The organism is Methylocella silvestris (assembly GCF_002891535.1).
In the GTDB taxonomy this organism is placed as follows: Bacteria; Pseudomonadota; Alphaproteobacteria; order Rhizobiales; family Beijerinckiaceae; genus Methylocapsa; species Methylocapsa silvestris_A.
Genome location: NZ_PDZR01000008.1, coordinates 102,200 through 127,271 on the forward strand (window position 1 = coordinate 102,200; position 25,072 = coordinate 127,271).

The window sequence follows — 25,072 nt, forward strand, 5'->3', positions numbered from 1 at the left end:
CATGACAAAGACCGCCCTCATCGCCGGCGTGAGCGGCATCGTCGGCGCCGCCGCCGCAAGTCTTTTGGTTGAGAGCGGCTGGACCGTGTTCGGGCTCGCGCGCAAACCGCTGGCGCAAAAGGGCGTCACGCCGATCGCCGCCGATCTGCAAGACCCGGCCGCCCTCGCGGCAGCGCTCGCCGGGATGCGCCCGAGCCATGTTTTTCTGACCAACTGGTCGCGGCAGGCGAACGAGGCCGAAAACATCAGGGTCAATGGCGCCATGGCGCGCAATCTGCTCGACGCCCTGCGTCCGGCTGAAAGCCTGCGCCATGTCGCTCTCGTGACGGGCCTCAAGCATTAGCTCGGGCCGTTTGAATCCTATGGCAAGGGCAAGCTGCCGGCGACGCCCTTTCGCGAGGATCAGCCGCGGCTCGCTGTCGAGAATTTCTATTATGCGCAGGAGGATGAGGTCTTTGCCGCCGCCGCCCGCGAAGGTTTTGCGTGGAGCGTGCACCGCCCGCATACGATCATCGGCAAGGCGGTCGGCAATGCCATGAATATGGGAACGACGCTGGCGGTCTATGCGTCGATCTGCCGGGAGACGGGAAGGCCATTCTACTTCCCGGGGTCCGCCGTGCAGTGGAGCGGGCTCACCGACATGACGGATTCGCGCCTGCTCGCGCGTCATCTGCTGTGGGCGGCGACGACCCCCGCGGCAGCGAACGAGGCCTTCAATGTCGGCGATGGCGATGTGTTTCGCTGGAGCTGGATGTGGCGTCGCATCGCCGACTGGTTCGGGATCAAGGCTGCGCCCTTCGACGGCCGGATCCAGCCGCTGGAAACGCAGATGGCGAGCGACGCGCCCGTTTGGCGCGCGATCGCCGAGCGGCATGGTCTGAAGGAGCCGGAGATTGCTCGGCTGGCCTCGCCCTGGCACACGGACGCCGACCTTGGACGGCCGATCGAGGTCGTCACCGACATGTCGAAAAGCCGGAAGCTCGGTTTTACCGCCTACCAGCCAACTGATGAGGCTTTCTTCGATTTGTTTGCGGAGCTGCGCGCGGACCGGCTTATTCCGACTTAGCTACCAGCCGGCTGGCCGTCTTTGGCGACGCCAGCCAAAGGAAATCAGTCTTTCGCGCCCTTGGCTTTTTCTTCGCTCGCCTTCGGGCAGACGACATGGGTCTCCGTACGGGTGACGCCATAGCCTTCGTCTAGGGCGACTTTTTCAGCGACGCAGCCTTCGGCCAGCGCGGCGCTCGCCTGCGAATCGGCGAGCGAGGGGTCCGGGGTTCCCATATAAATCACGAAAATGAGGCCGAGACTGAGGACAAAACCGAAGATCGAACCCAGCCTGATCATGTCGCATCCATTCTTATGCCGCTTCGACAAGCTAAACAGTTAAGTTGCCCTTACGGTTCCGCTTGCGCGGTTCCGAAATTTCGAAAAACCAGCTTTTGCAGCCCGAGCGCTTGGTAGCCGAGGGGCGCCCGCCAAACTAGTGCAGGCGGGACACAGTGGACCGGGTTCGGTAAGGCGTTTTGTTGTTCGGCGCGGTCTGGTCTCGTCCAGAACAAAAACGGAACTTGCGCCGCCGCGCCGCCTCCGCTAGGCGTCTTCGAATGGGCAAGACCGTCTCTCCTCCCGCCCCGCCGTCCTCCGGCGGAACCGAACCCGTCAATCTGCGCGAGGCGCTGGAAGAGCGCTATCTCGCCTATGCGCTCTCGACCATCATGGGCAGAGCTCTGCCGGACGCGCGCGACGGGCTGAAGCCCGTGCATCGGCGCATCCTCTACGGCATGCAGATTCTGCGGCTCGACCCCGGAACCGCCTTCAAGAAATGCGCGAAAATCGTCGGCGACGTGATGGGCTCGTTCCATCCGCATGGCGATCAGGCGATCTATGACGCGCTCGTGCGCCTCGCGCAGGATTTTTCCTCGCGCTATCCGCTGGTCGACGGGCAGGGCAATTTCGGCAATATCGACGGGGACGGGGCTGCCGCCTATCGCTACACCGAAGCGCGCATGACCGACGTTGCGCGCCTGCTGCTGGAAGGCATCGACGAGGACAGCGTCGATTTCCGCGACAATTATTCCGGCGACCAGCAGGAGCCGGTGGTGCTGCCCTCGGCGCTGCCCAATCTGCTGGCCAATGGCGCGCAGGGCATCGCGGTCGGCATGGCGACCTCGATCCCGCCGCATAATCTTGCCGAACTCTGCGACGCCGCGCTCTATCTGCTCTCCCATTCCGACGCCTCGACCGATCAGCTTCTAAGCTTCGCGCCAGGGCCGGATTTCCCGACCGGCGGCGTGCTGGTCGAATCGAAACAGTCCATCGCGGAAACCTACCGGACGGGACGCGGTTCGCTGCGCCTTCGCGCGCGCTGGTCGAAGGAGGAGGCCGCGCGCGGCGCCTGGACCATCGTCGTCACCGAAATTCCCTACATGGTGCAAAAATCGCGGCTAATCGAAAAGATCGCCGAGCTTTTGAACGACAAGAAGCTCCCGCTCGTCGCTGACATCCGCGACGAATCGGCTGAGGATGTGCGCGTCGTCATCGAGCCCAAAAGCCGCACGGTCGACCCGGCGCTTCTGATGGAGCATCTGTTCCGGTTGACCGAGCTCGAGACGCGCTTTCCGGTCAATCTCAATGTGCTGGTCGATGGCGTCGCGCCGCGCGTCGTCTCCTTCAAGGAGGCGCTGCAGCAATGGCTCGACCATCGCCGCGAGGTGCTGGTGCGCCGCGCGCGCCATCGCCTCGCCGAGATCGTGCGCCGGCTCGAACTGCTGGCCGGCATGCTCATCGTCTTCCTCAATCTCGATGAGGTGATCCGCATCATCCGCGAGGAGGATGAGCCGAAGGAGCGGCTGCAACTGGCCTTCAGCCTTTCCGACATGCAGGTCAATTATGTCCTCGACACGCGGCTGCGCAGCCTGCGCCGGCTTGAGGAAATGCAAATCCAGCGCGAGCATGAAGCGCTCGAAAAGGAAAAACTGGAGCTCGAGGCCTTGCTTGCCGACGAGGCGAGGCAGTGGAAAAAGATCGCCGCGGAAATCCGCGATCTGAAGAAGAAATATGGCCCCGAGACCAAACTCGGGCGCCGGCGCACGAGCTTCGCCGAGGCGCCCGATATTGGCGAGATCGATTTTGCGAGCGCGATGGTCGAGCGCGAGCCGGTGACGGTGGTGGTGTCCGAAAAGGGCTGGATCCGCGCGCTGAAAGGCCAGGTCGCCGATCTTTCGGCGCTGCAATTCAAGGGCGATGATTCGCTGCATATCTCGTTTTTTGCCGAGACGACGTCGAAGATTCTTGTGCTGTCGGGGGACGGAAAGATTTTCACGCTCGACGCTGGCAAATTGCCGGGCGGGCGCAGTCAGGGCGAGCCTTTGCGCCTGCTTGCCGACATCGGCGAGGGCGAGAGCGTCGCTGCGGTGTTTCCCTATGCGCCGGGGCAAAAAATGCTGGTCGCAACCGATGACGGACGCGGCTTCGTCGTTTCGCAGGACGAGATGATCGGCGGCACGCGCAAGGGCAAGCTGCTGCTCAATGTGGAAAAGCCGGGGATCGCGAAAATCATTATTCCGGCCGACGGCGATCATGTCGCGATCATCGGCGAGAACAGAAAGCTGTTGGTGTTTCCGCTCGATCAGGTTCCGGAAATGGCGCGCGGCAAGGGCGTGCGCCTGCAAAAATACCGCGACGGCGGCGTCGCCGACGCCAAGGTCTTTGCCATGACCGAGGGGCTGAGCTGGAAAGATTCGGCGGGGCGCAGTTTTGTGGTGGCGAAGGCGGATTTGGCGGAATGGATCGGCAACCGCGCCGAGGCCGGCCGGCTGCCGCCGCGAGGTTTTCCGAAGAACAGCCGGTTTGGGTGAAAGGTGCAGTCTCCATCCGCTGGCGAAAGCAAGCAGTCGAATGAACTCGGAGGGGTGATGAACGGCTGGATCGTTACGTGGGACGGGACCGACGCCGACCTGAATCGGAACAAAATCGTCGCAGTCTATGATTCGCGGTGGGGCGCCACTCGCGTCAAGGATCTAATCGAGCAGTTATACATCCTGCTTTCAGGTACAACGGAAGCAGAAAAACTTGCATACGCGAGAATAAGAAAAGAGAATCCTTATCCTGCCGAAATTGATAAGTTTCAACGTATCAACTGTGGTCACAATCCGTTTCTTTTTGGCCGCAGGGTTAAAAATATTCTCTTAGATGGAACTATTTATACATGGGAAGAGCGTGACTATAAACTACTTAGAAAAATCGATCGGAGAATGTTCGCATAAGCTTTTATGAGCATCCTCCCGCCGCGCTTCTCGTAAGTCCATCTCCTCAATGCGGCCGCTGAGAGACCGTTTGAAAATGCTCGCTTCCTCCAAGAAGCCTTCATGGTGAGGAGGACTCGAAGAGCCCGTCTCGAACCACGAGGGCGCTAAAAGCGTGCTCTGAACGCATCCTTCGAGACGCCATTTCTGAAGAAATGGCTCCTCAGGAGAGGAGGTTCAAATTTTCAAACGGTCCCTGATTGCCCCTCAGTCGCCCTTGTTGGCCGCATTGACCGGCACCAGAGAGAGCTGGCTGCTCCCCAAAATCACTGAATCGGAGCCGGTCGTGTAATAGATGCGCGGATCGACTGCGATCGTCTTGCACCCTGGCGGCGCCGTACTGGAGCCGACATAGGCGTGGCCGGTGTTAAAGGTCAGCCCGCCGCCTGGACAGCTCGCATTGCAGGGCGCCAGCGGATCGCCGACCGGGCGGCTGCACAATTGCGCCGAGGTTCTCGCCGGGACGGTCGCGGTGATCGTGCAGATGCTGCTTGTTTGGCTGGCGAACTGGAACTGAACGAAAACCGAGCAGGCGACATTGCTGTTATTGAAGATCCCCACCACGGTGACGCTACGTGCGGTCGAAAACACCGTTTGCGACGTGTAGAAGGGGATGACATAGCGGGCCGCCTGGCCTGTTGGCGCCGGAAGGGCGGCTGGCTGAGCGCCAGCTTGGTCGGCAAGCGGCGCGCTTTGCTGAACCCCTCCGTCGCTGCTTGCCGCGCGCGAAGGCGCCGCCGCGGCGCCGAGCATCAGAACGGCGGCGGTTGCAAAAAGCTGCAATGAACGCGCGTATGATCGCATGGCTGAACTCCGATCGCTTGAGTAAGCGATTTCTTAAGATCGGCCGATCCATTCGGCAGACCAAAAACCGCTTCCGCTTCAAAAGCTTGGAATGATTGCGATACAGCGAGCCGGCTCGATCGGAATATGCTCTAGCGCACGCGTTAAGAAAAAAATAACCGCAAGAATTTGAAACCATCAAGTATAACAAGGTCAGGGCGGTTCGCTGTCCTGTCCGCGTCCGCGCGGCGGCGCGGCGTTTAAGCTGCTTGCGGCGCGTTGGCCAAATAGTTTGAGAAATCAACGTCCGCCGGTACAATTTTGGCATGGCCCTGCGGGCCGCGCCGCACTACCATATCCGGGGCCGCCCCGAGGGCGGCCGACCGGACGCCCGTTTCGCGAAATCGAATGGAGCCGCTTCCTTGAAACAGCCGACCTCCCCACCGCTTGCTTCCTATGCGCTGGCGGGACCCGGCACGCGGCTCAACGACATCTATGTAATCGACCGGCTGATCGCCACGGGCGGGATGGGGCAGGTCTTTGTCGGCCACACGATCGAGACCGCCGACAAGGTGGCGATCAAGATGATCCGCCCCGAACTCGCCCAGAGCGACACCTATCTGGCTCTGTTCCGCAAGGAGGCCGCGGCGCTGCATCGTAGCCCGCACGAGGCCATCGTGCGCTATTATCTCTTCACGACCGATCCCGAGCTTCGCTGCCCCTATCTTGCGATGGAGTTCGTCGAGGGCGAGTCGCTTGCAAGTCTCCTCGACCGCGGGCCGCTCGATCTTGGCACGGTGCGCGTCCTGCAGCGGCGCCTTGCCGGGGGGCTTGACGTTGCGCATCGGGCGGGCGTGATCCACCGCGATCTGTCGCCCGACAATATCATTCTCCCCGAGAACGACCCGAACCAGGCCAAGATCATCGATTTTGGCATCGCCCGCGACTCGAAGGGCGACGCGACGGTGATCGGCGGCGAGTTCGCCGGCAAGTCGAATTATGTTTCGCCCGAACAGATCGGCCTCTTCGGCGGCGAGGTCACCACCAAATCCGATGTCTACAGTCTTGGCCTCACGCTCGCCGCCGCCCTGCTCGGGCGCTCAATCGACATGGGCGGTCTCCCGGCCGAGGTGGTGCGAAAACGCAGCAGCGTGCCGGATCTGAGCGAAATGCCCGCCGAGATGCGCCCGCTGCTGCGCCGTATGCTGCAGCCGCGGCCGGAGGATCGTCCGACCATGGCCGAGGTCGCCTTCGCCTCGACGGAGGCCGCGCCTGCCTCGGCGCGGCCGGTCCCCCAAAAACGTCGCTGGATCCTGCCGGCCGCTGCGGCGGCGGCCGCGGCGCTGATCGGCGCAGGCGCGGTCGCGATGCTGAGCCTCGGCGATCGCAAATCGGGCAGCCTCGAGCAGTTTCCGCTCGTGGCGCCGCGCCTGACTGCCGAAGCGCCTCCCCAAGCGGCGACGCCGCCAGTCGAACAATCTCCCCAGCCGTCGGTGTCCGCAACGTCGGCGCCGTCCGCGTCTGCGCCGCCGATCCAAAGCGCGACGAATCCAATCCCGTCCGATCCGAGCCCGCTGGCGCCCCCGCCTTCAAACCTCAGCGCGCCGCCGGGAGCCCCCGTCGCAACGGCTCCGGCGCCGCTCGACGCCTCGCCGGACCACGCGACCGCCGCGCAGCTCGCAGAGCTCAAGCTCTCGGAGGTTTCGCCCGCCGCGCCGCCGACGCGGCCCACGCGGCCAGCCGCCGAGCCGGATGGCGTGCAAACCGCCGGCATTGTCGCCCGGCCGGCGGAGCAGCAATCCGGTTCCGCTGTTCCTCCCCCCGAGGGCGCATTCCGCGACTGCGGCGGATGCCCCGAAATGCTCCCGGCGCCGGCCGGGGTCTTCGCGATGGGCAGCAACGCCGATCCGAGCGAACGGCCGATCCGGAAGGTCAAGGTCGCGCCGTTCATGGTGGGCCGCTTCCCGGTCACGGAAGGCGAATGGCGCCTCTGCGTCGCCGCAAAGGGGTGCAGCTTCGATCCCGGCGGCGATGAAGGCGCCCCCGCCCATAACCTCAGTTGGGACGACGCCGCGCAATATGTCGACTGGCTTTCAAAGCTGACGGGCCATCGCTATCGCCTGCTGAGCGAAGCGGAGTGGGAGTATGCGGCGCGCGGCGGCGGCGCGACGCGCTATTGGTGGGGCGATCAGTTCAAGCCGGAGATGTCGGCGTGCCGCTCCTGCGGCGACCAAAGCGCCGAGGGTCCGCCAAAAATCGGCCTCTACCCGCCGAACGGTTTCGGCCTGCAGGATGTGACGGGCTCGGTGTCGCAATGGGTGGCGGACTGCTGGCATCGCAGCTTTAAAGGCGCGCCGACCGACGGGAGCGCCTGGACGAGCCTGAACTGCCCCGAGCGGGTTCTGCGCGGCGGCTCATGGAACAGCGCGCCCGCCGACCTCAGGGTCACCAACCGGGAATTCTACGATCCGAAAGTGCGCTATCCCGGCCACGGACTTCGCGTCGGCCGCGACCCCTGACGGCTTGGTGGGACAAAGCCCCGTTCGACGCGCGCGGGCGGCAAGTAAACCTTAAGAAAACGCAAGGCCAACTGAGGAGCGACGCGATGAGGCACTGGTTCAAGACGGCATTCGTTCTCGGCGCGATGGCGCTTCCCTTGCAGGCGGCGGCGCAAGCCCCTGCGCCAGCTGATCCCGCCGCGCCCGCAGCCGCCTACCAGCAGGTCGCGACGCCCCCCGGCGCAAAACTCTACATCATCTCGCCGGCCAATAAGGCGCGGGTGCGCTCGCCCTTCACGGTCCAGTTCGGCCTGAAGGGCATGGGGGTCACGCAGGCAGGGAACACATCCGCCAACGCCGGGCATCATCATCTTCTCGTCGACGTCAAGGAGCCGATTTCCGAGACGGAGATCATTCCCTCCGACAAGAACCATCTTCATTTCGGCGGCGGCCAGACCGAAACCACGCTTGATCTGCCGCCGGGCCGGCACACGCTCCAGCTCGTTCTCGGCGACGCCAAGCACAGGCCCTTGGCGCCGCTGCTGGCCTCGCAAAAGATCGAAGTGACGGTGATCTCGCCGACGGCCAAGAAGAAAAAACATCGGCGGCCGCATAGCCATTATTGAAACGCCGCCGCGTCCGGTCAGCGCGGGAGACCTTTATGGGAGCGGGCGCCTGGCGAACGGCGCCTAACCCACACGTTCCCAGCCGCTCATCGTCAGGCGCTCCTGCGGCAGAAAACGCTCCTTGTAAGCCATCTTCTGCGAACCCTGAACCCAATAGCCGAGATAGACATGCGGCAGGCCGAGGCGCCGGGCGCGCTCGATGTGGTCAAGGATCATATAGGTTCCCAACGAGCGCTGCGTCTCCTCGGGAGCATAAAAGGAGTAGACCATCGATAGGCCGTCGGCGAGGAGATCGGTCAGGCAGGCGGCGGCGAGCGTGGTCTCCCCTCCTTTTTCGCGATCGGGCGCCCTGTATTCGACCAGCCGGCTCTCGACGTGGCTGTCCTCGATCATCATCGAATAGTCGAGAACGGTCATGTCAGCCATGCCGCCCTCGCCATGGCGGGCGTCGAGATAGCGGCGGAACAGGCTATATTGCTCCGAGGTCGGCTCGGTGCGGCCGACCGCGCTGACAAGATCGCGGTTTTGCTCGATGACGCGCCTGAAGCTGCGCGAGCAGCGAAAATCATCCACCTTGACCCGAACCGACACGCAGGCGCGGCAGCGCTCGCAGGCCGGCCGGTAGGCGATGGTCTGGGAGCGACGAAAGCCGGACAGGGTCAGCTGATCGTTGAGCCCGACAGCGCGCCCGCCGATGAGATGGGTGAAGACCTTGCGTTCCTGACGATCGGGAAGATAGGGGCACGGGGAGGGCGCAGTCAGATAGAACTGCGGCGCGTCACGCGGCTCTCTCGTCAAGCTGGTCTGCCCCTTTGAACCCGTTTTCATCTTCGATCAATCAGGCTAGCGGTTTCTGAGGCGGCCGCAACTGAATAAAATGCAGGTCAGATCGGACGCCGCGTCATGATCACGCCAGCAAGGATGTCGTGCAAACATCTTTTTCCGTCGGTGACGAGGGCGACAAGAAAAATCGGCATGAACATGGTGCTGATATAGAAGAGGACCGCATGCGCCGCGGCGATCAAAAAGGGCGCGCGCTGACCGTCCACGGTGCGCAATTCGAGGTCCATGGCGCGCATCCCTGGCGTCGCCATATTCGGCCCGGAGACGGTGAGGCCGTTATAAAAGAAGGCGACAAAGGGAAATATCGGCGGCAGCAGCAGCACTGACAGGCCGAACGTCAGCAGGGCGAGCGCGAACCAGATTGCGACCGAAAAAATCGAGACGAGAATGAAGTCGAGGAAAAAGGCTGCGACGCGTCGCGTCAGCACGCCCGAAAACGCCGCCGGCGGCAGATTGGCCGGAAGATAAGGCGCGCTGCCGACCGCGACCCTGTCGAATTGGTCCAGATTGCTCATTGGCGTTCTCGATTCACCTTTTTGCGCGGGTGCGGGGAAAGTCCGCGCGTCCCTTATTTGGCGACCCGTCCGGCGCGCACAAGGGCGTTTTGACGCTCGTGGGCTCCCCGATCGGCGTCGCAGCCGGGACTTTGCCTCATAATCGCTATTTTTCCGCCCGAAGAAAACAAAACCGGCGCCCGTATCGCTGAAATCATAATTGTTCAGGAGCCGGGATGAACTGCGCCGACAAGCCCTTCGCAACCTTGCTGACCTCCAGCGGCGGCTGCCGCGATCAGGCCGGACCGCGCGGCGAGCCGCCTGAAAATTTCGTGCGCCTCGGCGATGTCGCCCCTCGCATCCGTCAGGAGATGCGCTACGCTGGCTCGGAAAATTTCATGGGCCGCCCGGTTCCGGGCTATTGCGCGGGCCAATGCTGGCTGCGCCGGGAAGTGGCCAAGGCTCTGGCGGCGGTCCAGAGCGACGCGGAAAGCGGCGGGCGAAGCCTCGTCGTCTATGATTGCTACCGGCCGCAGCGCGCGACGCGGGCGTTCATCGCCTGGGCGGGCGATCCCGCCGACGAGCTCATGAAAGAGGAATATTATCCGCATCTTGGCAAAGAGACGCTGTTCGACCTCGGCTATATCGCCAGGGAATCGGCGCATTCGACTGGAGTCGCCGTCGATCTCGCGTTGATCGGGCTTGATTTTGGCACGCCCTTCGACCTCTTCGACGAGGCCTCCGGCTCTCATTTCGCGGGGCTGAGCGCCGAGGCGAAGCAGAACCGCGCGGAACTGTTCGCACTGATGGAACGGCACGGATTCGTCAATTTCGACAAGGAATGGTGGCACTTTACGCTCGAAAACCTCGAGGGCGTCGCCCCCCATGATTTCGACGTGCGCTGATGCGGCAGGCGCTGCGCCAGCTCGATGTGGAGACGAAAGGCAAAGGCCTCATCGAGATCACGCGCGAGATCGCCGCCTTTGTGAAGGTCGAGCGGATTGAAACCGGCCTTCTGACGCTGTTCTGTCGGCATACCTCGGCCTCGCTGCTCATCCAGGAGAACGCCGATCCCGACGTTCAGACGGATCTTCTGGCCTTTTTCGAGCGCGCCGCGCCCGAACAGAGCGCGCTCTATATCCATGACGCGGAGGGGCAGGACGACATGCCGGCGCATATCAGGGCGGCGTTGACGCAAACCCAGCTCAGCGTGCCGGTGGCGGGCGGCGCCATGACGCTCGGGACCTGGCAAGGCGTCTATCTGTTCGAGCATCGGCGCGCGCCGCATCGGCGTCGCGTCGCGATGCATCTCATCGGCGAATGATTTTTCACGAAGACGCGCCGGCTCAGGCTTTGCCGCAACGGACGGATTTTCGTGATAAAGCGTTTGATCTACAAGCGGGAGGACGGCCCGCGAAAATCCCCGCCTTTTCGACGCAACGGAGGCGCATATGGCGCAACAAGCCGACATCACGGCGGCGATCCTCGTCATCGGCGACGAGATTTTGTCGGGCCGGACGAAAGACGCGAACAGCGGTTATATCGCAGACTACCTTGCGCAGATCGGCGTCGATCTGCGCGAAGTGCGCGTCATCGGCGATGTCGAGCCGGAAATCGTCGCCGCGGTGAACGCGCTGCGGGCGCGCTATGATTATGTGTTCACGACAGGCGGCATCGGGCCGACTCACGACGACATCACCGCCGACGCGATCGCCCGCGCCTTCGGCGTCGGCATATCGGAAGATCCCCGCGCGATCGCCCTGCTGCTGGAAAAGATCAAGCCGGAGGATCTGAACGAAGCGCGCCGGCGCATGGCCCGCGTCCCGCACGGCGCCGAACTCGTCGAAAACGACATTTCGAAAGCGCCGGGATTCTGGATCGGCAACGTCATCGTGATGGCGGGCGTGCCGGCGATCATGCGGTCGATGCTCGATCGCGTCGCGCCGAAGCTGGCGAGGGGGATCAAGGTGCTGGCGCGCGCGATTCTAGCGGAAAATATTCCGGAAGGAGCCTATGCCGCGGGCCTCAGCGAAGTGGCGCGGGCCTATCCCGAGCTGTCGATCGGCTCCTATCCGTCGTTTCGCGACGGGGGTTTCCGCAACGAGATCGTGGTGCGGGGCAAGGACGCCGACAAGGTTGGCGCTGCGGCCGCGGAAATCGAAGCGCTGCTCGTCGTCTTGCGCGAGGGCGAGGCCGGACGCCAGCGTCCGCTGATGAAATCGCGCTAATGAGCGCCTCGCCGCCGCCTTCGTCGCCCGCTGCGCCCCCCGTTTCGCAAAAGGCCTTTCACGTCTCCTGGGATCAGTTTCATCGCGACGCGCGGGCGCTGGCCTGGCGCCTTAGCGCGAGCGGTCCGTTCTCCAGCATGATCGCTGTGACCCGCGGCGGCCTGGTTCCGGCGGCGATCGTCGCCCGCGAACTCGATCTGCGGCTGATCGATACTTTTTGCGTGACGAGCTATGTCACCGAGGGCGTTCAGGGGGAGGTGACGATTTTGAAGGGCGTCACGGCGGAAATCGCCGCCGGCGCTGGCGCCGGGGTTCTCATCGTTGACGATCTCGCCGACACGGGCGCGACGGTCAAGCAGATCCGCGCGCTGTTGCCGAGGGCGCATATCGCCACGGTCTACGCCAAGCCGCTCGGCGGGCCGCTGGTTGACACCTATGTGACCGAGGTGTCGCAGGACACGTGGATCTATTTCCCCTGGGATCTTGGCCTCAGCTTTCAGGCGCCGATCGCCGACGCGCGGCGTTGATCGGCGCCAAGCCAGCTTGCCGGGACGCGCGCCAGCAACTAAGGCTCGTCTTGTTGCGGACGTGGCGAAACTGGTAGACGCAAGGGACTTAAAATCCCTCGACCTTGGTCATGCGGGTTCGATTCCCGCCGTCCGCACCATTTTCCTCGTTAAATTCTCCGGCTCACAGAGAAGTCATTTTCCTGAAGGTCTAGTTTCGGCTTGGGTAAGATAACGATTACGAAGATAGGTCATAAAAAAGCCAGTGATCGCCGCCTGTATATCAGCCTATGCCTGCGCTGCTGGAGCGCTTTCCGACCGAAGCGAATCAGGCAATAGGAATCGCTCCCGATTCAAAAGATCGAACGTATTATTATGGATCAGATTTACGCAATCTGCGGTCACGCTGTCCACGAATATTATTGCAGGACTTCAGCTGTTCGATCCTGGCCGGTGACGATGACGATTTTTTAGGCGCATTCTTCCGCTCCCACCGATTATGTGGGGGATATGCAAATGAGCGTTCGGTGATTGCAAAATCCGGCGCTTGATCTCCACACATAACAGGCGGGGCGCTTCCCATGCCGAGTCCTGCGATCTCCGCGCTTCTCAACAGTCTATCCTCGCAACTGACGCTCATCGACGTTGGCGCGCGCGGGGGCGTTTCGCCGGATTGGGACGATCTCGGCGACGAGGCGCGGCTGATCTGCTTCGAAGCCGACGCCGAAGAATGCGAAAGGCTGAACGCGCAGCCCCAAGGCGGTGCAAATTACATTCCGTGCGCGCTTGCAGGACATGACCAGGGCGTCGAGATCCAACTCACCGCTAATCCCAATTCCTGCTCCATCCTTTCGCCCAGCCGCGCTCTCTACGAGAATCTCCCCGCCTTCAAAGGCATGCGTCCGATTGGAACGATCCGCTGCCCCTCGATGACGCTGGACCGCTATTGCGCGGACCACGCGATCGGCGACGTCGACGCGTTGAAACTCGATACGCAAGGGTCCGAACTCGATGTTCTCAAGGGCTGCGCGCAGATCCTGAAATCGGTCTCCTTGATCGACATAGAAGTCGAATTCAATGAGCTTTATGAGGGGCAGCCGCTGTTTGGCGATGTCGACCGCTTTCTTCGCAATCATGGCTTCGTGCTGTGGCGGTTCAATCATCTTGCCTTCTGCTCCAATGGGCTGCTCGAGGATTCCGGCGCGCCGGTGCTGCTCCATTCTGTCGACGGCGACACCTACCAGTCGGTTCCGCAAGCCAACGGCCAGTTGTTTTGGGGCGACGCGCAATATGTCCGGAGCGAATTCGTCCCGACCCAGCCGGACGCCAGGCTCGACCGCGAGAAAGCGCTGAAGGGCGCGATCCTCGTCGGTCAACAAGGCCATTGGGATCTCGCTTTGGAGATGCTGCGCAAGTCTGGCGATGCGGAGCTGCACTCCCTGCTCGCGGCGATGGTCAAGCCTCTCAGCGCGGCCGCCACGCCCTATCCGCAGCAGCTTGCGGAGGCCCATGCGGAGGTGGAGCGGCTGCGCGGGATTCTCGCCAAACGGCGCTGGTTTGGCTGGCTTGGCAAGAGTTGTTGACAAATGTCGCAAACGGAGCCGCTTCGTGGGGGAGAGGATGGCATAAGCTTCTGTTCGGTCAGGCGGAATAGATCCGTCGTCGGCCCAGGCCGACGCACAAGTTTTGCGTGCGCGGAGGCGTTCGCTCGCCCATCTTGCCTTGCGCCTCGCCGCCAGGCGCTGCGACTTCCGGCAAGGCATCTCGGTCTTCTAATCGATTGACCGGCGCCGTCTTTGCGCTGATCCTGCGACCGCGCGCCAGCCCGCGCCGTCCTTCAGGCTGCGCCTCCCGCCTCCGAAGAAAGACCGCCAATGAAACTCGCCGACGTCCGCCAAAACGCCTTCGCCATGCCCTTGAACGACCCGGCCTATCCGCGCGGGCCCTATAAATTCTACAATCGCGAATTCATCATCATCAGCTACCGCACCGATCCCGAGGCGCTGCGGGCCGTTGTGCCCGAGCCGCTCGAAGTGGCGGGCGACACAGTGAATTACGAATTCATCCGCATGCCGGATTCGACCGGCTTTGGCGACTACACCGAGACCGGGCAGGTCATCCCCGTGCGCTTTACCGGCAAGGATGGAATCGTGCAGGAAGGCGGCTATGTCCACGCCATGTATCTTGACGATAATTCGCCGATCGCCGGCGGACGCGAAATCTGGGGCTTTCCGAAAAAGCTGGCGACCCCGAAAATCTCCCATGAAAGCGAGACGCTCGTCTGCACGCTGCATTATGGCTCGGTGCTCTGCGTCTCGGCGACCATGGGCTACAAGCATCGCGAACTCGACAAGGCGCCGCTGATCGAGAGCCTCGCCAAACCCAACTTCATGATCAAGATCATCCCGCATGTGGATTGCACGCCGCGCATCTGCGAACTCGTGCGCTATTATAGCGAGGACGTCACGGTGAAAGGCGCCTGGAGCGGTCCCGCCGCCATAGAGCTTTTTGAGCACGCCATGTGCGACGTCGCCCGGCTGCCGGTGCGCGGGGTCGTTTCGGCGACGCATTTCGTGACCGATCTGACGCTTGGGCTCGGTGAAGTCGTCTATGACTATCTGGCCTGACACGAGGCCTGCGGCGCCGGGTTGAAGCAAGGCCCGCGGCCGGGGGGCGTGTGCGCATGCGCCTCGCCGCCGGGCGCGTAGGCTCCTTGAGCGGCAGCGCTGCTCCAGTCCGGCGCAAGGTTAAAATGCGACAAGATAATTAGACTTAAGTGGAGTGGTTTTCGAGCAGGTTTCGAGGCGGCCCATATCCTGTTCAGGATAGGCTTGCGGCTGGCGCCGGGGCTTTGCGCATGACTGCTGCCAAAGGGAAGCATTAGGGTACGTGATAGGCTAAATTAAATCCGGGTTTGCGGGCCGTCTTGGCAGATGGCGCTCTGCGTATCGAAATGCGTCGCGACAGCATGCAAGCGATCCGGCGCAAGCGTGGTCCCGGGCTAAGGCGGAACTTGGGCACAATTCAGGATTTATTCTAATGCATTTGAAATATATAGGCTTATCTAAACTTTAAATTTAAGAATATATAACTGTATCACGACAATAACTGTAAAATTAATGTATTCATTTAATCTGCTATTCATGGCCGATCAGTATTCTTGAAGGATAGGGCGCTGGTCGTATCGGCGAGATTCGGCTCGTATCGGCGACATTTCGAGTGAACGAGGCTTCTATGGTGAGTGCTCTGAAAAGCGAGGCCAATCCGGCGCAGGAAGAGCGTTCAGGCGAGGTGCGGACCAACTATCTTGAAGCTTTGACCCTGGTCGAGCGGCTGCATCGCCGCTTGCTGGACGTCATCAAGGATGAGTTCGACCGGCGCGGCCGCAGCGACGTCAATTCGGTACAGGCGCTGCTGCTGTTCAACATCGGCGACAAGGAATTGACCGCGGGCGAACTGCGCACGCGCGGCTATTATCTCGGCTCCAATGTCTCCTACAATGTCAAGAAGCTGGTCGAGACCGGCTATCTTCACCATGCCCGTTCGCGGATCGACCGTCGCGCGGTGCGCATCAGCCTGACCGACAAGGGTCGCGACGTGCACGCCATCGTCAGCGGTCTTTACGACAAGCATATGCTGACCGTGGAGCAGATCGGCGGCATCAGCGGCGACGAATTCAAGCGGCTGAACAAATCGCTCGTCCGGCTGGAGCGTTTCTGGACGGATCAGATCCGATACCGGCTTTAAAGCATGGCGCCGGGGGCGGGGCGCTCGATCACGACGGCTTCAAGGGGTTGAGCATTACGGAAACGCCGCAACGTCGTCATCTTGCCCCAGAGCATGGGCCGATCAGCTTGAGTCACGCCTGATCGACAAGAGCTTGCTCACGCTTTTGACTCCGGAGCGATTTCTTATCGCCTGAATGATTCCGTTCGGGCGGAAAACGCTCTGGGGACGGGCTCCCGCTCCGCAGCGCAAGCGCCGCTGGCCTCCATCTCGCCGGGAGCGCGCCCACAAATCGCCATGCGGCTTTCCATATTCGGCGATTCCGCCTCCCCGCGCAGTCGCTTTCCGGATCGCCCGCCGCCTCACAAGAAAGCGTTCTATTTCCGCCGCGATTTTAGGCGACATTCCGGGTGGTTGCGTTGGAGCGCGCTCGGCCTTCCGCGCCGCGATCGCTTCTCGCGGCGCCGCAAACGCTGCGGCGCCCTATTTGTGCCTTGTTAACCATCAGGATGCTATAGCGCGAACGGAGGTGGCTTCAGGCCGCCTTCACGCCCGCGTGTTTTGCGTCGGCGTGGCAAACATGGTGAGCAGGGATCGTCGGCTTTCCGGGCACGTTTGGGCCAATTCGCGCGAGGGGCTCGCGACTGCCATTGGCCTTGTCCCGGCGCCGCGGTCTTGCGACGGCGTCAAGCCGCGACGAGCGAAGCTGAAGGGGAAGCAAAAGTGTTGATCCGAGAGGATAGGTTCAAAATGGCGAAAGATCATCGCAACGCGTCGTTGCGCCAGCCGGCAATCGCCGCCATCCTGACAGGGCTTTGCCTCGGCGCCTCTCTTCCGGCGCTCGCGGCCGGCTACGGCGATCAGGCCGAATGGGCGCAGCGCTACGACGCCGCGCCCCGCCTCGCGGTTACGCGCTCGAACACCCCCGTGCTCTCGCAGCAGACGCTCGCCGCCACCGAGCAGGCGATCGAGACCTATCGGCAAATCGTCGCCGCCGGCGGCTGGAACATGGTTCCCGCCTCCAGCGTGCTGAAGCTTGGCGTCAGCGGCCCCTCTGTGGTCGCCTTGAGAAAACGCCTTGTGGCCTCGGGCGATCTCGATGCGTCGGCTGGCGCGTCTCCCGTTTTCGACTCCTTCGTCGAAGCCGGCGTCAAACATTTTCAGGCGCGTCACGGTCTGCTCGAAACCGGCCTTGTGTCGAAGGATACTTTTGCGGCGCTGAACGCGCCCGCCGACCTCCGGCTGCATCAGCTCGAAATCAATCTGGTCCGGTTGCGTTCCTATTCCGGCAATCTCGGCGAGCGTTTCGTGATGGCCAATATCCCGGCCATGGCGGTTGAGACGGTCGAGAATGGCGCGGTCGCAACGCATCACGCGGCTGGCGTCGGCAAGATCGACCGTCAATCGCCGGTCATGATGACCAAGGCGACCGATATCAATTTCAATCCCTTCTGGACCGTGCCGCCGTCGCTGATCAAAAAAGATCTGATCCCGCGCATGCAGAAGAACCCGGACTATCTGACCGAACATAAGATCCGGATTTTCGACAAGGATAATCAGGAAGTTCCGCCGAGCCAGATCGACTGGACGACGAATCAGGCGACCAACTACCGCTACCGGCAGGATCCCGGCGGCGACATCAATTCGCTCGGCGTCGTGCGCATCAACATCAGCAATCCCTATGGCGTCTATATGCACGACACGCCGGAAAAAGGCGTGTTCGGCGATGATTTCCGGTTCGTCTCTTCCGGCTGCATTCGGGTTCAGAACGTGCGCGACTATGTCGCCTGGCTTTTGAAGGACACGCCCGGCTGGGATCGCGATCATATCGACGAGGCGATCCGCTCCGGGCAGCGCATTGACGCCAAGCTCGCGACGCCGGTTCCTGTCTATTGGGTCTATATCACCGCCTGGTCGACGCCCGAGGGACTGATCCAGTTCCGCGACGACATCTATCAGCGCGACGGATTTGAACCGACCGCGAGCTCTGGCGCCGGCGCGCCCTTGCAGCAGGCGATCCAGCCTGACGCGGAGCGCCCAATCAGCGCCGCCAGCGCCCGCCCGCTGCCGATGAACGACGACGACCAGCAGTAATCCGCGGCGACGCGCCGGAGGATTTGAAAGAAAGCCGCCGGGAGCGATCCAGGCGGCTTTTGTTTTGCACCGTGCGCGGCCCGATTGTCGTGCGTCAAAGACCTCCGATCGCGAGGCACCGCCTTTGAGACGGCGCCTCACCCGGCCCTATTGCGATACGGTGAATTCGATGCGGCGATCGGTGCGGCTACTGGATGCATTTGTCGAGGCGGCGCTGCCATAGCCCTTCGCCGTCAGCATGGTTGGGGCGACGCCCGCGTCGATCAGCGTCTGGCGCACGGCGTCCGCGCGATGCTGCGACAGCGTGACATTTGCGTCGGGATCGCCTGTGCGGTCCGTATAGCCGCCGACATGGACGACCGTTGCGGACGGCAGTTTCTTGATGAGCGCGGCCGCCTGGACAAGGATCGCTTTTCCGCCGTCGTCGATCACCCAGCTGCCCGTGTCGAAATTCAACACGACGCCGTTGAGGACGACGATGAGATCCTGTGCGGTGAAATTTTCCTTGAGTGAAGCGAAATTGGCTGCCGGCGGCGCAGAGCTCGCGGTCGAAACGGAGAAATCATCGCCAAACAACGCCTTGATCTTGGCGAGAATCGCAGCGAGATCGGCCGGAGGAACCGCCCCGCCAAGGTTGACCTTTGACCCCTCGAAGGCGGCCGTCAGGCCCGGGACTTTCAAAATCTCGAGCGCTGCGGCGAGCTTTGCGAGCCAGGGCGCCGGCGCGACATTCGGCTCGACGCTGATGGCGCTCGAGACCTTGTCGCCGAAGGCTTTCTTGAGCGAGTCGAGAATTGAGCTGCGCGCCGCATCGTCGCTGACGACGCCGGACGCCGTAACCGCGCCTTTCTCTTCGGACAAGCCGAAACGCGCCGGCGTCAAGGCGGCGGGAGCGGGCGAAGCGGCGCCCTGGCTAGCGGCCGGGGCGGGAGCTGGCTCCGGTCGGCTTGTGAAGAAATGATAGACAAAGGCGATTGCGAGTAGGGCGCCGATGCCGGGGATTATATAGCGATCGAGACCGGTCGACTCTTTGCCGTGCCCGACGGCCGCAACCGGCGCCGCGCTCCTCGTTGAAAGGGCCGGGTTCAAGGCCGGCGCAGGCGCGGGCGCGGCTGCAGCGGCGCCCGCGGCGGGCGCGCCGGCGAGAAAGGCTGCGACGGCCGGCGGCGCGGAGGCGGGAATGGCGCCCCCCGGCGTCAGCAGGCCGACAAGCTTCGGCGCGAGATAGGCCAGGGCCGCCGTCACGACGCCCCGGTCGAGCCCGGCCTTTTCAGCGAGCGCAGCGATCGTCTCATAGCCGAACGCCTGCGCCGCGCCTTGTTCGCCAAGCGGAGGGTTGTCGGATTTGCCAATCCAGGAGGCGGCGAGACCGCCAAGGCCGGACGATTTGAAAAGATCGAGAAATCCCTCGAATCCCTTCGGGCCGCCGAAAACCAATTGCAAAAGCCCCTTAACGAGAGGCGCGGCCTCGGGCCCAATCCCTAGTCGGCTTCCGACATTTGCGACGAGCGCTTCGATTTGCGACATGGGTGCTTCCTTTAATCCAGCGGCGACGCCGCCATTCTTTTATGCGTCGATGCGCGCCGGGCGCAAGGGATTGTCAGTGCCGCCGCCGTGACAGCGGACTTTCACCTCGTTCGGGGTCGCAGAGGCAACGTCGGGAACGCGTTTCACCTTTCCGGCCGCAGGGGAACTGATTTCCTCGGCGGGCGGTGAACAAAAAAACTTTGTTCCATGCCAAATTATTCCATGATCCGATCTGCTTCCTTCGTCGTAAGCGCCATGTTATGGCGATCAATCGATGATGCGTCCGCGCCACGACGACGGGTCGCGCGCGGACGCGAAATGAACGTTCCTGCTGCAAAGGGAGATCGCAGATGAGCCAGGCCAATGCCGAAATCGGAGGCCCTGCTTCCAATTCCTTCTTCGCTGCGCATCTCAAGGACGTCGATCCTGAAATCGCCAATGCGGTCGAGCTGGAGCTCGGCCGGCAACGCCATGAGATCGAGCTGATCGCGTCCGAAAACATCGTCTCCAAGGCTGTTCTGGAGGCGCAGGGCTCGATCCTGACCAACAAATACGCCGAAGGCTATCCGGGCCGGCGCTATTACGGCGGCTGCCAATATGTCGACATCGCGGAAACGCTGGCGATCGAGCGCGTCACCCGTCTGTTCGACTGCAAATTCGCCAATGTTCAGCCGAACTCCGGCAGTCAGGCCAATCAGGCGGTGTTCCTCGCGCTGATGCAGCCGGGCGACGTCTTCATGGGCCTCGACCTCGCCGCGGGCGGACATCTGACGCATGGCTCGCCGGTCAATCTGTCGGGCAAGTGGTTCAAGCCGGTGGCCTATGGCGTGCGCCGCGACGATCACCGCATCGACATGGAGCAGGTCGCCAAGCTCGCCGAAGAGCATAAGCCGAAGATCATCATCGCCGGCGGCTCGGGCTATCCGCGGCACTGGGATTTTGAGGGCTTCCGCAAGATCGCCGATTCGGTCGGAGCCTATTTCTTCGTCGATATGGCCCATTTCGCCGGCCTTGTCGCCGGCGGCGTGCATCCCTCGCCGTTCCCGCATGCGCATGTCGTGACTTCGACGACGCATAAAACCCTGCGCGGTCCGCGCGGCGGGCTCGTGCTGACGAATGATCCCGACATCGCCAAGAAGATCAATTCGGCGGTGTTCCCCGGCCTTCAGGGCGGCCCGCTGATGCATGTGATCGCGGCGAAAGCGGTCGCCTTCGGCGAAGCGCTGCAGCCTGATTTCAAGGTCTATGCCCGCCAGGTCGTCGACAACGCCCGCGCGCTGGCCTCGACCCTGAAGGACGCCGGATTCGATCTTGCCTCGGGCGGAACCGACAATCACCTGATGCTGGTCGATCTGCGGCCGAAGAATCTCACCGGCAAGGCGGCGGAAGCAGCGCTCGGGCGCGCCTCGATCACCTGCAACAAGAACGGCGTGCCCTTCGACACGGCGAGCCCGATGGTCACCTCCGGCGTCCGTCTCGGCGCGCCGGCTGCAACCTCGCGCGGCTTCGGCGTCGCCGAATTCAAGAAGGTGGGCGAATTGATCGCGGAGACGCTTGACGGTCTCTCGGCCAATGGCGAGGCTGAAAACGGCGCGGTCGAAGCCAAGGTCAAGACGACCGTTCTCGAACTGACGGGACGTTTCCCGATCTATTGAGGCATGCCTGATGCGGTGTCCTTACTGCGGCAGCCTCGAGACCCAGGTCAAGGATTCGCGTCCCACGGATGACGCCTCCGCCATCAGGCGGCGGCGCGTCTGCCCCGATTGCGGCGGCAGATTCACGACCTTCGAACGCGTCCAGCTACGCGAGCTGACGGTGCTCAAGAAATCGGGCCGGCGCGCGCCGTTCGAACGCGAAAAGCTGATGCGCTCCCTCGAAATCGCCTTGCGCAAGCGCCCGGTCGAACCCGAGCGCGTTGAGCGTATGGTCAACGGCATCGTGCGTCAGCTCGAAAGTCAGGGCGAGAGTGAAATCGCCAGCGATCGCATCGGCGAATTGGTGATGGAGGGGCTGCGCGCGCTCGACAGCGTCGCCTATGTGCGCTTCGCCTCGGTCTATCGCAATTTTCGGGAGGCGCGGGATTTCAACGCCCTGATCGACGAACTCGGCGCGGAGCAGATTGAACCCTCAAAAGACGAGGAAGGCGCGTCAGAGCCGCCGCCATCGAAGACGCGGACGCCCACGCGGGCATGAGCGGGATCGATGCGGATGAGCGATACATGGCTGCCGCCATCGCGCTGGCCCGGCGAGGCCTTGGCGCCTGCGCGCCCAATCCTGCCGTCGGCGCGCTGATCGTCAAGGACGGCGCGATCCTCGCGCGCGGCTGGACCCAGCCCGGCGGGCGTCCTCATGCCGAGGTCGAAGCTCTGCGGCAGGCGGGCGAGAAAAGCCGCGGCTCCACTCTTTATGTCACGCTGGAGCCTTGCAGCCACCACGGCAAGACCCCGCCCTGCGCCGAAGCTGTCGCCGCATCGGGCGTCGCTCGCGTGGTGTCGGCGATCGAGGACCCGGACCCGCGCGTCGCCGGACGCGGCCATGAGCTTTTGCGGGCTGCCGGGCTCGACGTCCGGACCGGCGTTTGCGCGCAAGCCGCGCTTGCCGCCAATCTCGGCCATGTGCTTCGCGTGACGCAAAACCGGCCGCTGATCACGCTCAAACTGGCCATGACGGCGGATGGCTTCGTCGCGGCGGGGCGCGAGGAGCCGCGCCTTTCGATCACGGGAGAGGCGGCGAACCGCGCTGTCCATGTGACGCGCGCGATGCATGACGCGATTTTGATCGGCGTTGGAACCGCGCTGGCCGATGATCCGCTGCTGACGGTGCGACTGCCCGGCCTCGAGCAGCGCAGACCGCTGCGCATCGTCCTCGACAGCAGTCTTCGGATTTCGCCGGCCTCGCGTCTCGTGGCGACCGCCCGCAGCCATCCGACGCTGATTATTGCGGGAGAGGCCGCGCCGGCGGCCAGCGAAGCGCGCCTTCTTGCCGAAAACGTCGCGATCGCGCGGGCGCCGACAGATGCCGCCGGACGCCTCGATCTGCGCGGGGCGCTGGCGCTTTTGGCGGCGCGCGGCCTGACGCGGATCTTTTGCGAAGCCGGTCCGACGCTCGCCGAAGCGCTGCTGCGCGAAGATGTCGCCGACGATATCATCGTGCTGACGAGCCAAAAGCCTCTTGCCCGTCCCGGGCTTTGCGGCTTTACGGCCGAACGCATCAATGCGCTGGAGGACGGCTCGCGCTATCGGCTGGTCGAACAACGCGCCATTGGAGACGATCTCCTGACGCGGCGCGAAAGGATTTCTTAGATCATGTTCACCGGTCTTATCAGCGACGTCGGGCAAATCGCGCGCATCGAGACGCACGGCGCATTGCGGCGGGCTCGGATCGTCTGCTCCTATCCGTTCCATACGATCGCCATCGGCGCCTCGATCGCCTGCGGCGGGCCTTGCCTTACCGTCGTCGAGGCGGGAGCCCTTGGCGGGGACGCCTGGTTCGAAGTCGACGTCGCCGCCGAGACGCTGGCCCGCACGACGGCTTCGGCCTGGACGAGCGGCGACAAGATCAATCTCGAGCGTTCACTCAAGATCGGCGACGAACTTGGCGGCCATATCGTGACCGGACATGTCGACGGGATCGCCGAGATCGTCTCGATCGACGATTTCGACGGCATGAAGCGCTTTGCGATCCGGGCGCCGCGCCCATTGTCGCGCTTCGTCGCCGAAAAAGGATCGATTGCGCTCGACGGGACCTCGCTGACTGTCAACGGCGTCGAGGACGACGTGTTTTCCGTGCTGCTGATCCCGCACACGCTCAAGGTCACGACATGGGGGGACAGGCGGGCCGGGGAGGCCGTCAATCTCGAGGTTGATCTCATGGCGCGTTACGCCGCGCGCCTGACGGAAGCAGCAAAGGAGGAGACGGCGCAAGCCTGATCGCCGAAAGAGGAGTCCGCATCCGACTCTGAGCCGAAACAAGCCCTGCATATCGCCCGGAGCTGCGCGGCGGATCCTAAAGGCGCGCTGCGCCATACGTCAGGCACACTATTGTAATCATCAATTGATAATAATAAGTTGACAGTATTAGGTGGCCTTTTTTAGTGTTGAGACGCTTGTTATTTATATGTAATCTGCCCCGATGAAAGAACACGTTTATCCAGCTTGCATTCTTACGTCGACGGTTTTGATCGCTACGGGCTTTTCAATTCCGCTGGTGCTGCTCGGCGTGTACATCGCGCTGCGAACCGTCAGACAAATATTCGGCGATTTTTTTTAATCTGAGCGACGGCCATCTAAAACCGGCAATGTCGCGATTGGTCAACATCAACCGGCGACACATGATGCCGGGGCGCGCGATGTCGTGATGGAACAGGTGCGGCTCAAAGGCAGCTCCGTCCCTGACTCGCTCTTGCCGTCGCTGCGCTCCGTCGACGGGCCTCTCAAGGCGGAGCGCGCCTTGCGGCGTAGCGGCCGGGCGCGTCAGCTTTCGAGCGCTGCCGCGACCAATTCCTTGCAGCGCAACAGCCGGGCATATTCCGCGGCGTCGACCATTACCTGCTCGCGCTTCGTTTCGCCGGATTTTTCGCAGGCGTCTTTCGCTTCGCGAAGCGCTGCTTCAAGTTTTGCGATCCGGGCGTTGGCGAGTTCGAGATGGACCTGTGCGGAGCCAAGGATCTTGCGGGGCTGACCCTCGCCGGCCGAGGATTTGGCGAATTTTTTCTCCGTCGCGCGCTCTTTCTTGCCGAAATCATATTCAATGATCATGGCGTCTCCAATCGCGGGGGAAGCAGGACGGCGCCTTGCGCGCGCCGTCTTAAGCGATGAAGAATGGCTTGGTCCGCTTGATCGTGCAAGACGAATTGCGAAGAATATCGCGGCCTTGCGGACGTCGGCGTCCGGCAAGGGTGAGAGAAGGCGGCCCGGCGGCCGCCCTCCAAATTTGTCTAATGCCCTTCGTGGCCCTCGTGCGCGCCGGCGGGTTCGGCGGCGCCCATCGCCTCGACGGCGAAATCGACCTTGATCGTTCCCGCTTTTTCGAACGTCAGCGTTCCGGGAATGCGGTCGCCTTGCTTCAGGGGCTGCTTCAGCTCCTCGAACATCAGATGATAGGCGCCAGGTTTCAGCGCGAGTTCGCCGTTGGCCGGCACTTCCGCGCCGCCTTTCAGCGCGCGCATGGTCATGACGCCGTCGGTCATCGCCATTTCATGGATCGATGTGCTGCCTGCCGCCTCGATCGAAGCCGCAATGAGGCGGTCGGCGGGCCCATGGTTTTTTACGATGAGATAGCCTCCGGCCACCTTGGCCCCGGTCGGCGTCGCGCGTGACCAGGGATGCAATATTTCGAGGGAGCCGAGTTTGTATTCATGAGCGGCGGCGATGCAAGGCGCGAGAGCCAGGGCGAGCGCGGCGGCCGCGAGGAATCGGCGGGACAGAACAAACATTTGAATCTC

23 protein-coding genes, 1 tRNA gene and 1 pseudogene are annotated in these 25,072 nt (G+C 62.8%); 18 read left to right on the forward strand and 7 right to left on the reverse strand.

Going from position 1 to position 25,072, the window contains the following annotated elements; all coding sequences use genetic code 11:
• Nucleotide 1: 1 nt before the first annotated feature.
• Nucleotides 2-1,066: pseudogene (locus CR492_RS09250) on the forward strand (SDR family oxidoreductase).
• A 44-nt stretch (nt 1,067-1,110) separates the two neighbouring features.
• Here CR492_RS09250 and CR492_RS09255 read toward each other — a convergent pair.
• Nucleotides 1,111-1,344, reverse strand: coding sequence for a hypothetical protein (locus CR492_RS09255; RefSeq protein ID WP_146030226.1), 234 nt, complete (start codon nt 1,342-1,344; stop codon nt 1,111-1,113).
• 260 nt (nt 1,345-1,604) lie between these two features.
• On the opposite strand from CR492_RS09255, the gene parC reads away from it, so the two are divergent.
• Nucleotides 1,605-3,857: a DNA topoisomerase IV subunit A gene (gene parC, locus CR492_RS09260; RefSeq protein WP_102843463.1), complete on the forward strand. Its 2,253-nt coding sequence runs from the start codon at nt 1,605-1,607 to the stop codon at nt 3,855-3,857.
• A gap of 57 nt (nt 3,858-3,914) precedes the next feature.
• Complete coding sequence (locus CR492_RS09265) at nt 3,915-4,265, forward strand: hypothetical protein (protein WP_102843464.1); 351 nt, start codon at nt 3,915-3,917, stop codon at nt 4,263-4,265.
• Nucleotides 4,266-4,511: 246 nt separating this feature from the next.
• Here CR492_RS09265 and CR492_RS09270 read toward each other — a convergent pair whose 3' ends face one another.
• Complete coding sequence (locus tag CR492_RS09270; RefSeq protein ID WP_146030227.1) at nt 4,512-5,108, reverse strand: hypothetical protein; 597 nt, start codon at nt 5,106-5,108, stop codon at nt 4,512-4,514.
• A 401-nt stretch (nt 5,109-5,509) separates the two neighbouring features.
• Between CR492_RS09270 and CR492_RS09275 the strand changes: the two genes are divergently transcribed.
• Both CR492_RS09275 and CR492_RS09280 read left to right on the forward strand, forming a co-directional pair.
• Complete coding sequence (locus CR492_RS09275) at nt 5,510-7,606, forward strand: bifunctional serine/threonine-protein kinase/formylglycine-generating enzyme family protein (protein ID WP_102843516.1); 2,097 nt, start codon at nt 5,510-5,512, stop codon at nt 7,604-7,606.
• Between the two features lie 86 nt (nt 7,607-7,692).
• Nucleotides 7,693-8,211 (forward strand): DUF4399 domain-containing protein, encoded by a 519-nt coding sequence (locus CR492_RS09280; protein WP_180982492.1) that lies wholly within the window; start codon nt 7,693-7,695, stop codon nt 8,209-8,211.
• 63 nt (nt 8,212-8,274) lie between these two features.
• Here CR492_RS09280 and CR492_RS09285 read toward each other — a convergent pair whose 3' ends face one another.
• Together CR492_RS09285 and CR492_RS09290 are read right to left on the reverse strand one after the other, a co-directional pair.
• Complete coding sequence (locus CR492_RS09285) at nt 8,275-9,009, reverse strand: arginyltransferase (RefSeq protein WP_102843518.1); 735 nt, start codon at nt 9,007-9,009, stop codon at nt 8,275-8,277.
• 86 nt (nt 9,010-9,095) lie between these two features.
• Nucleotides 9,096-9,569 (reverse strand): RDD family protein, encoded by a 474-nt coding sequence (locus CR492_RS09290; protein ID WP_102843466.1) that lies wholly within the window; start codon nt 9,567-9,569, stop codon nt 9,096-9,098.
• Between the two features lie 215 nt (nt 9,570-9,784).
• Here CR492_RS09290 and CR492_RS09295 point away from each other — a divergent pair, with 215 nt between their 5' ends.
• From CR492_RS09295 to CR492_RS09345, 9 genes are all read left to right on the forward strand, one after another.
• Nucleotides 9,785-10,453: a M15 family metallopeptidase gene (locus tag CR492_RS09295; RefSeq protein ID WP_102843467.1), complete on the forward strand. Its 669-nt coding sequence runs from the start codon at nt 9,785-9,787 to the stop codon at nt 10,451-10,453.
• Complete coding sequence (locus CR492_RS09300) at nt 10,453-10,872, forward strand: secondary thiamine-phosphate synthase enzyme YjbQ (protein WP_102843468.1); 420 nt, start codon at nt 10,453-10,455, stop codon at nt 10,870-10,872. The genes CR492_RS09295 and CR492_RS09300 overlap by 1 nt, the downstream gene beginning before the upstream one ends.
• 127 nt (nt 10,873-10,999) lie before the next feature.
• Nucleotides 11,000-11,776: a competence/damage-inducible protein A gene (locus CR492_RS09305; RefSeq protein WP_102843469.1), complete on the forward strand. Its 777-nt coding sequence runs from the start codon at nt 11,000-11,002 to the stop codon at nt 11,774-11,776.
• The gene (gene gpt, locus CR492_RS09310; RefSeq protein ID WP_102843470.1) at nt 11,776-12,303 is read left to right on the forward strand and encodes a xanthine phosphoribosyltransferase; all 528 of its coding nucleotides are present in this window, start codon (nt 11,776-11,778) and stop codon (nt 12,301-12,303) included. The genes CR492_RS09305 and gpt overlap by 1 nt, the downstream gene beginning before the upstream one ends.
• A 55-nt stretch (nt 12,304-12,358) precedes the next feature.
• Nucleotides 12,359-12,443, forward strand: a tRNA-Leu gene (locus CR492_RS09315).
• A gap of 420 nt (nt 12,444-12,863) precedes the next feature.
• Nucleotides 12,864-13,865: an FkbM family methyltransferase gene (locus tag CR492_RS09320; protein WP_102843471.1), complete on the forward strand. Its 1,002-nt coding sequence runs from the start codon at nt 12,864-12,866 to the stop codon at nt 13,863-13,865.
• A gap of 291 nt (nt 13,866-14,156) precedes the next feature.
• Nucleotides 14,157-14,909 carry an acetoacetate decarboxylase gene (locus CR492_RS09330; RefSeq protein ID WP_102843473.1) on the forward strand — a complete coding sequence of 251 codons (753 nt, stop codon included), beginning with the start codon at nt 14,157-14,159 and terminating at the stop codon, nt 14,907-14,909.
• A 607-nt stretch (nt 14,910-15,516) separates the two neighbouring features.
• Complete coding sequence (gene ldtR, locus CR492_RS09335) at nt 15,517-16,029, forward strand: transcriptional regulator LdtR (RefSeq protein ID WP_102843474.1); 513 nt, start codon at nt 15,517-15,519, stop codon at nt 16,027-16,029.
• Between the two features lie 729 nt (nt 16,030-16,758).
• On the forward strand, nt 16,759-18,102 hold the full coding sequence (locus tag CR492_RS09345; protein WP_102843476.1) for a L,D-transpeptidase family protein: 1,344 nt from the start codon (nt 16,759-16,761) through the stop codon (nt 18,100-18,102).
• A gap of 147 nt (nt 18,103-18,249) precedes the next feature.
• Here CR492_RS09345 and CR492_RS09350 read toward each other — a convergent pair whose 3' ends face one another.
• A complete protein-coding gene (locus CR492_RS09350; RefSeq protein ID WP_102843477.1) occupies nt 18,250-19,629 on the reverse strand; it encodes an OmpA family protein in 1,380 nt (459 codons plus the stop codon).
• A 350-nt stretch (nt 19,630-19,979) separates the two neighbouring features.
• On the opposite strand from CR492_RS09350, the gene glyA reads away from it, so the two are divergent.
• From glyA to CR492_RS09370, 4 genes are read left to right on the forward strand one after another with little or no spacing between them, the layout of a single operon-like run.
• Nucleotides 19,980-21,284 (forward strand): serine hydroxymethyltransferase, encoded by a 1,305-nt coding sequence (glyA, locus tag CR492_RS09355; protein ID WP_102843478.1) that lies wholly within the window; start codon nt 19,980-19,982, stop codon nt 21,282-21,284.
• A gap of 10 nt (nt 21,285-21,294) precedes the next feature.
• Nucleotides 21,295-21,822: a transcriptional regulator NrdR gene (nrdR, locus tag CR492_RS09360; protein WP_102843479.1), complete on the forward strand. Its 528-nt coding sequence runs from the start codon at nt 21,295-21,297 to the stop codon at nt 21,820-21,822.
• A complete protein-coding gene (gene ribD, locus CR492_RS09365) occupies nt 21,819-22,931 on the forward strand; it encodes a bifunctional diaminohydroxyphosphoribosylaminopyrimidine deaminase/5-amino-6-(5-phosphoribosylamino)uracil reductase RibD (protein WP_102843480.1) in 1,113 nt (370 codons plus the stop codon). Before nrdR ends, ribD begins: the two co-directional genes overlap by 4 nt.
• A gap of 3 nt (nt 22,932-22,934) precedes the next feature.
• Nucleotides 22,935-23,558 (forward strand): riboflavin synthase, encoded by a 624-nt coding sequence (locus CR492_RS09370; RefSeq protein WP_102843481.1) that lies wholly within the window; start codon nt 22,935-22,937, stop codon nt 23,556-23,558.
• A 543-nt stretch (nt 23,559-24,101) separates the two neighbouring features.
• On the opposite strand, the gene CR492_RS09375 is transcribed toward CR492_RS09370, so the two are convergent.
• Together CR492_RS09375 and CR492_RS09380 are read right to left on the reverse strand one after the other, a co-directional pair.
• Nucleotides 24,102-24,386 (reverse strand): hypothetical protein, encoded by a 285-nt coding sequence (locus tag CR492_RS09375; RefSeq protein WP_102843482.1) that lies wholly within the window; start codon nt 24,384-24,386, stop codon nt 24,102-24,104.
• A 179-nt stretch (nt 24,387-24,565) separates the two neighbouring features.
• A complete protein-coding gene (locus CR492_RS09380; RefSeq protein WP_102843483.1) occupies nt 24,566-25,063 on the reverse strand; it encodes a copper chaperone PCu(A)C in 498 nt (165 codons plus the stop codon).
• Nucleotides 25,064-25,072 lie beyond the last annotated feature (9 nt).

What these genes read in the sequence shown, in the direction of transcription:
- CR492_RS09295 (WP_102843467.1), top strand. Translation starts at nt 9,785, where the DNA reads ATGAACTGCGCCGACAAGCCCTTCGCAACCTTGCTGACCTCCAGCGGC.
- CR492_RS09345 (WP_102843476.1), top strand. Translation starts at nt 16,759, where the DNA reads ATGGCGAAAGATCATCGCAACGCGTCGTTGCGCCAGCCGGCAATCGCC.
- CR492_RS09290 (WP_102843466.1), bottom strand. Translation starts at nt 9,569, where the DNA reads ATGAGCAATCTGGACCAATTCGACAGGGTCGCGGTCGGCAGCGCGCCT.
- CR492_RS09375 (WP_102843482.1), bottom strand. Translation starts at nt 24,386, where the DNA reads ATGATCATTGAATATGATTTCGGCAAGAAAGAGCGCGCGACGGAGAAA.
- CR492_RS09380 (WP_102843483.1), bottom strand. Translation starts at nt 25,063, where the DNA reads ATGTTTGTTCTGTCCCGCCGATTCCTCGCGGCCGCCGCGCTCGCCCTG.
- nrdR (WP_102843479.1), top strand. Translation starts at nt 21,295, where the DNA reads ATGCGGTGTCCTTACTGCGGCAGCCTCGAGACCCAGGTCAAGGATTCG.
- CR492_RS09270 (WP_146030227.1), bottom strand. Translation starts at nt 5,108, where the DNA reads ATGCGATCATACGCGCGTTCATTGCAGCTTTTTGCAACCGCCGCCGTT.
- CR492_RS09265 (WP_102843464.1), top strand. Translation starts at nt 3,915, where the DNA reads ATGAACGGCTGGATCGTTACGTGGGACGGGACCGACGCCGACCTGAAT.
- ldtR (WP_102843474.1), top strand. Translation starts at nt 15,517, where the DNA reads ATGGTGAGTGCTCTGAAAAGCGAGGCCAATCCGGCGCAGGAAGAGCGT.
- CR492_RS09330 (WP_102843473.1), top strand. Translation starts at nt 14,157, where the DNA reads ATGAAACTCGCCGACGTCCGCCAAAACGCCTTCGCCATGCCCTTGAAC.
- CR492_RS09350 (WP_102843477.1), bottom strand. Translation starts at nt 19,629, where the DNA reads ATGTCGCAAATCGAAGCGCTCGTCGCAAATGTCGGAAGCCGACTAGGG.
- parC (WP_102843463.1), top strand. Translation starts at nt 1,605, where the DNA reads ATGGGCAAGACCGTCTCTCCTCCCGCCCCGCCGTCCTCCGGCGGAACC.
- CR492_RS09370 (WP_102843481.1), top strand. Translation starts at nt 22,935, where the DNA reads ATGTTCACCGGTCTTATCAGCGACGTCGGGCAAATCGCGCGCATCGAG.
- CR492_RS09255 (WP_146030226.1), bottom strand. Translation starts at nt 1,344, where the DNA reads ATGATCAGGCTGGGTTCGATCTTCGGTTTTGTCCTCAGTCTCGGCCTC.
- CR492_RS09305 (WP_102843469.1), top strand. Translation starts at nt 11,000, where the DNA reads ATGGCGCAACAAGCCGACATCACGGCGGCGATCCTCGTCATCGGCGAC.
- CR492_RS09280 (WP_180982492.1), top strand. Translation starts at nt 7,693, where the DNA reads ATGAGGCACTGGTTCAAGACGGCATTCGTTCTCGGCGCGATGGCGCTT.
- glyA (WP_102843478.1), top strand. Translation starts at nt 19,980, where the DNA reads ATGAGCCAGGCCAATGCCGAAATCGGAGGCCCTGCTTCCAATTCCTTC.
- gpt (WP_102843470.1), top strand. Translation starts at nt 11,776, where the DNA reads ATGAGCGCCTCGCCGCCGCCTTCGTCGCCCGCTGCGCCCCCCGTTTCG.
- CR492_RS09320 (WP_102843471.1), top strand. Translation starts at nt 12,864, where the DNA reads ATGCCGAGTCCTGCGATCTCCGCGCTTCTCAACAGTCTATCCTCGCAA.
- ribD (WP_102843480.1), top strand. Translation starts at nt 21,819, where the DNA reads ATGAGCGGGATCGATGCGGATGAGCGATACATGGCTGCCGCCATCGCG.
- CR492_RS09300 (WP_102843468.1), top strand. Translation starts at nt 10,453, where the DNA reads ATGCGGCAGGCGCTGCGCCAGCTCGATGTGGAGACGAAAGGCAAAGGC.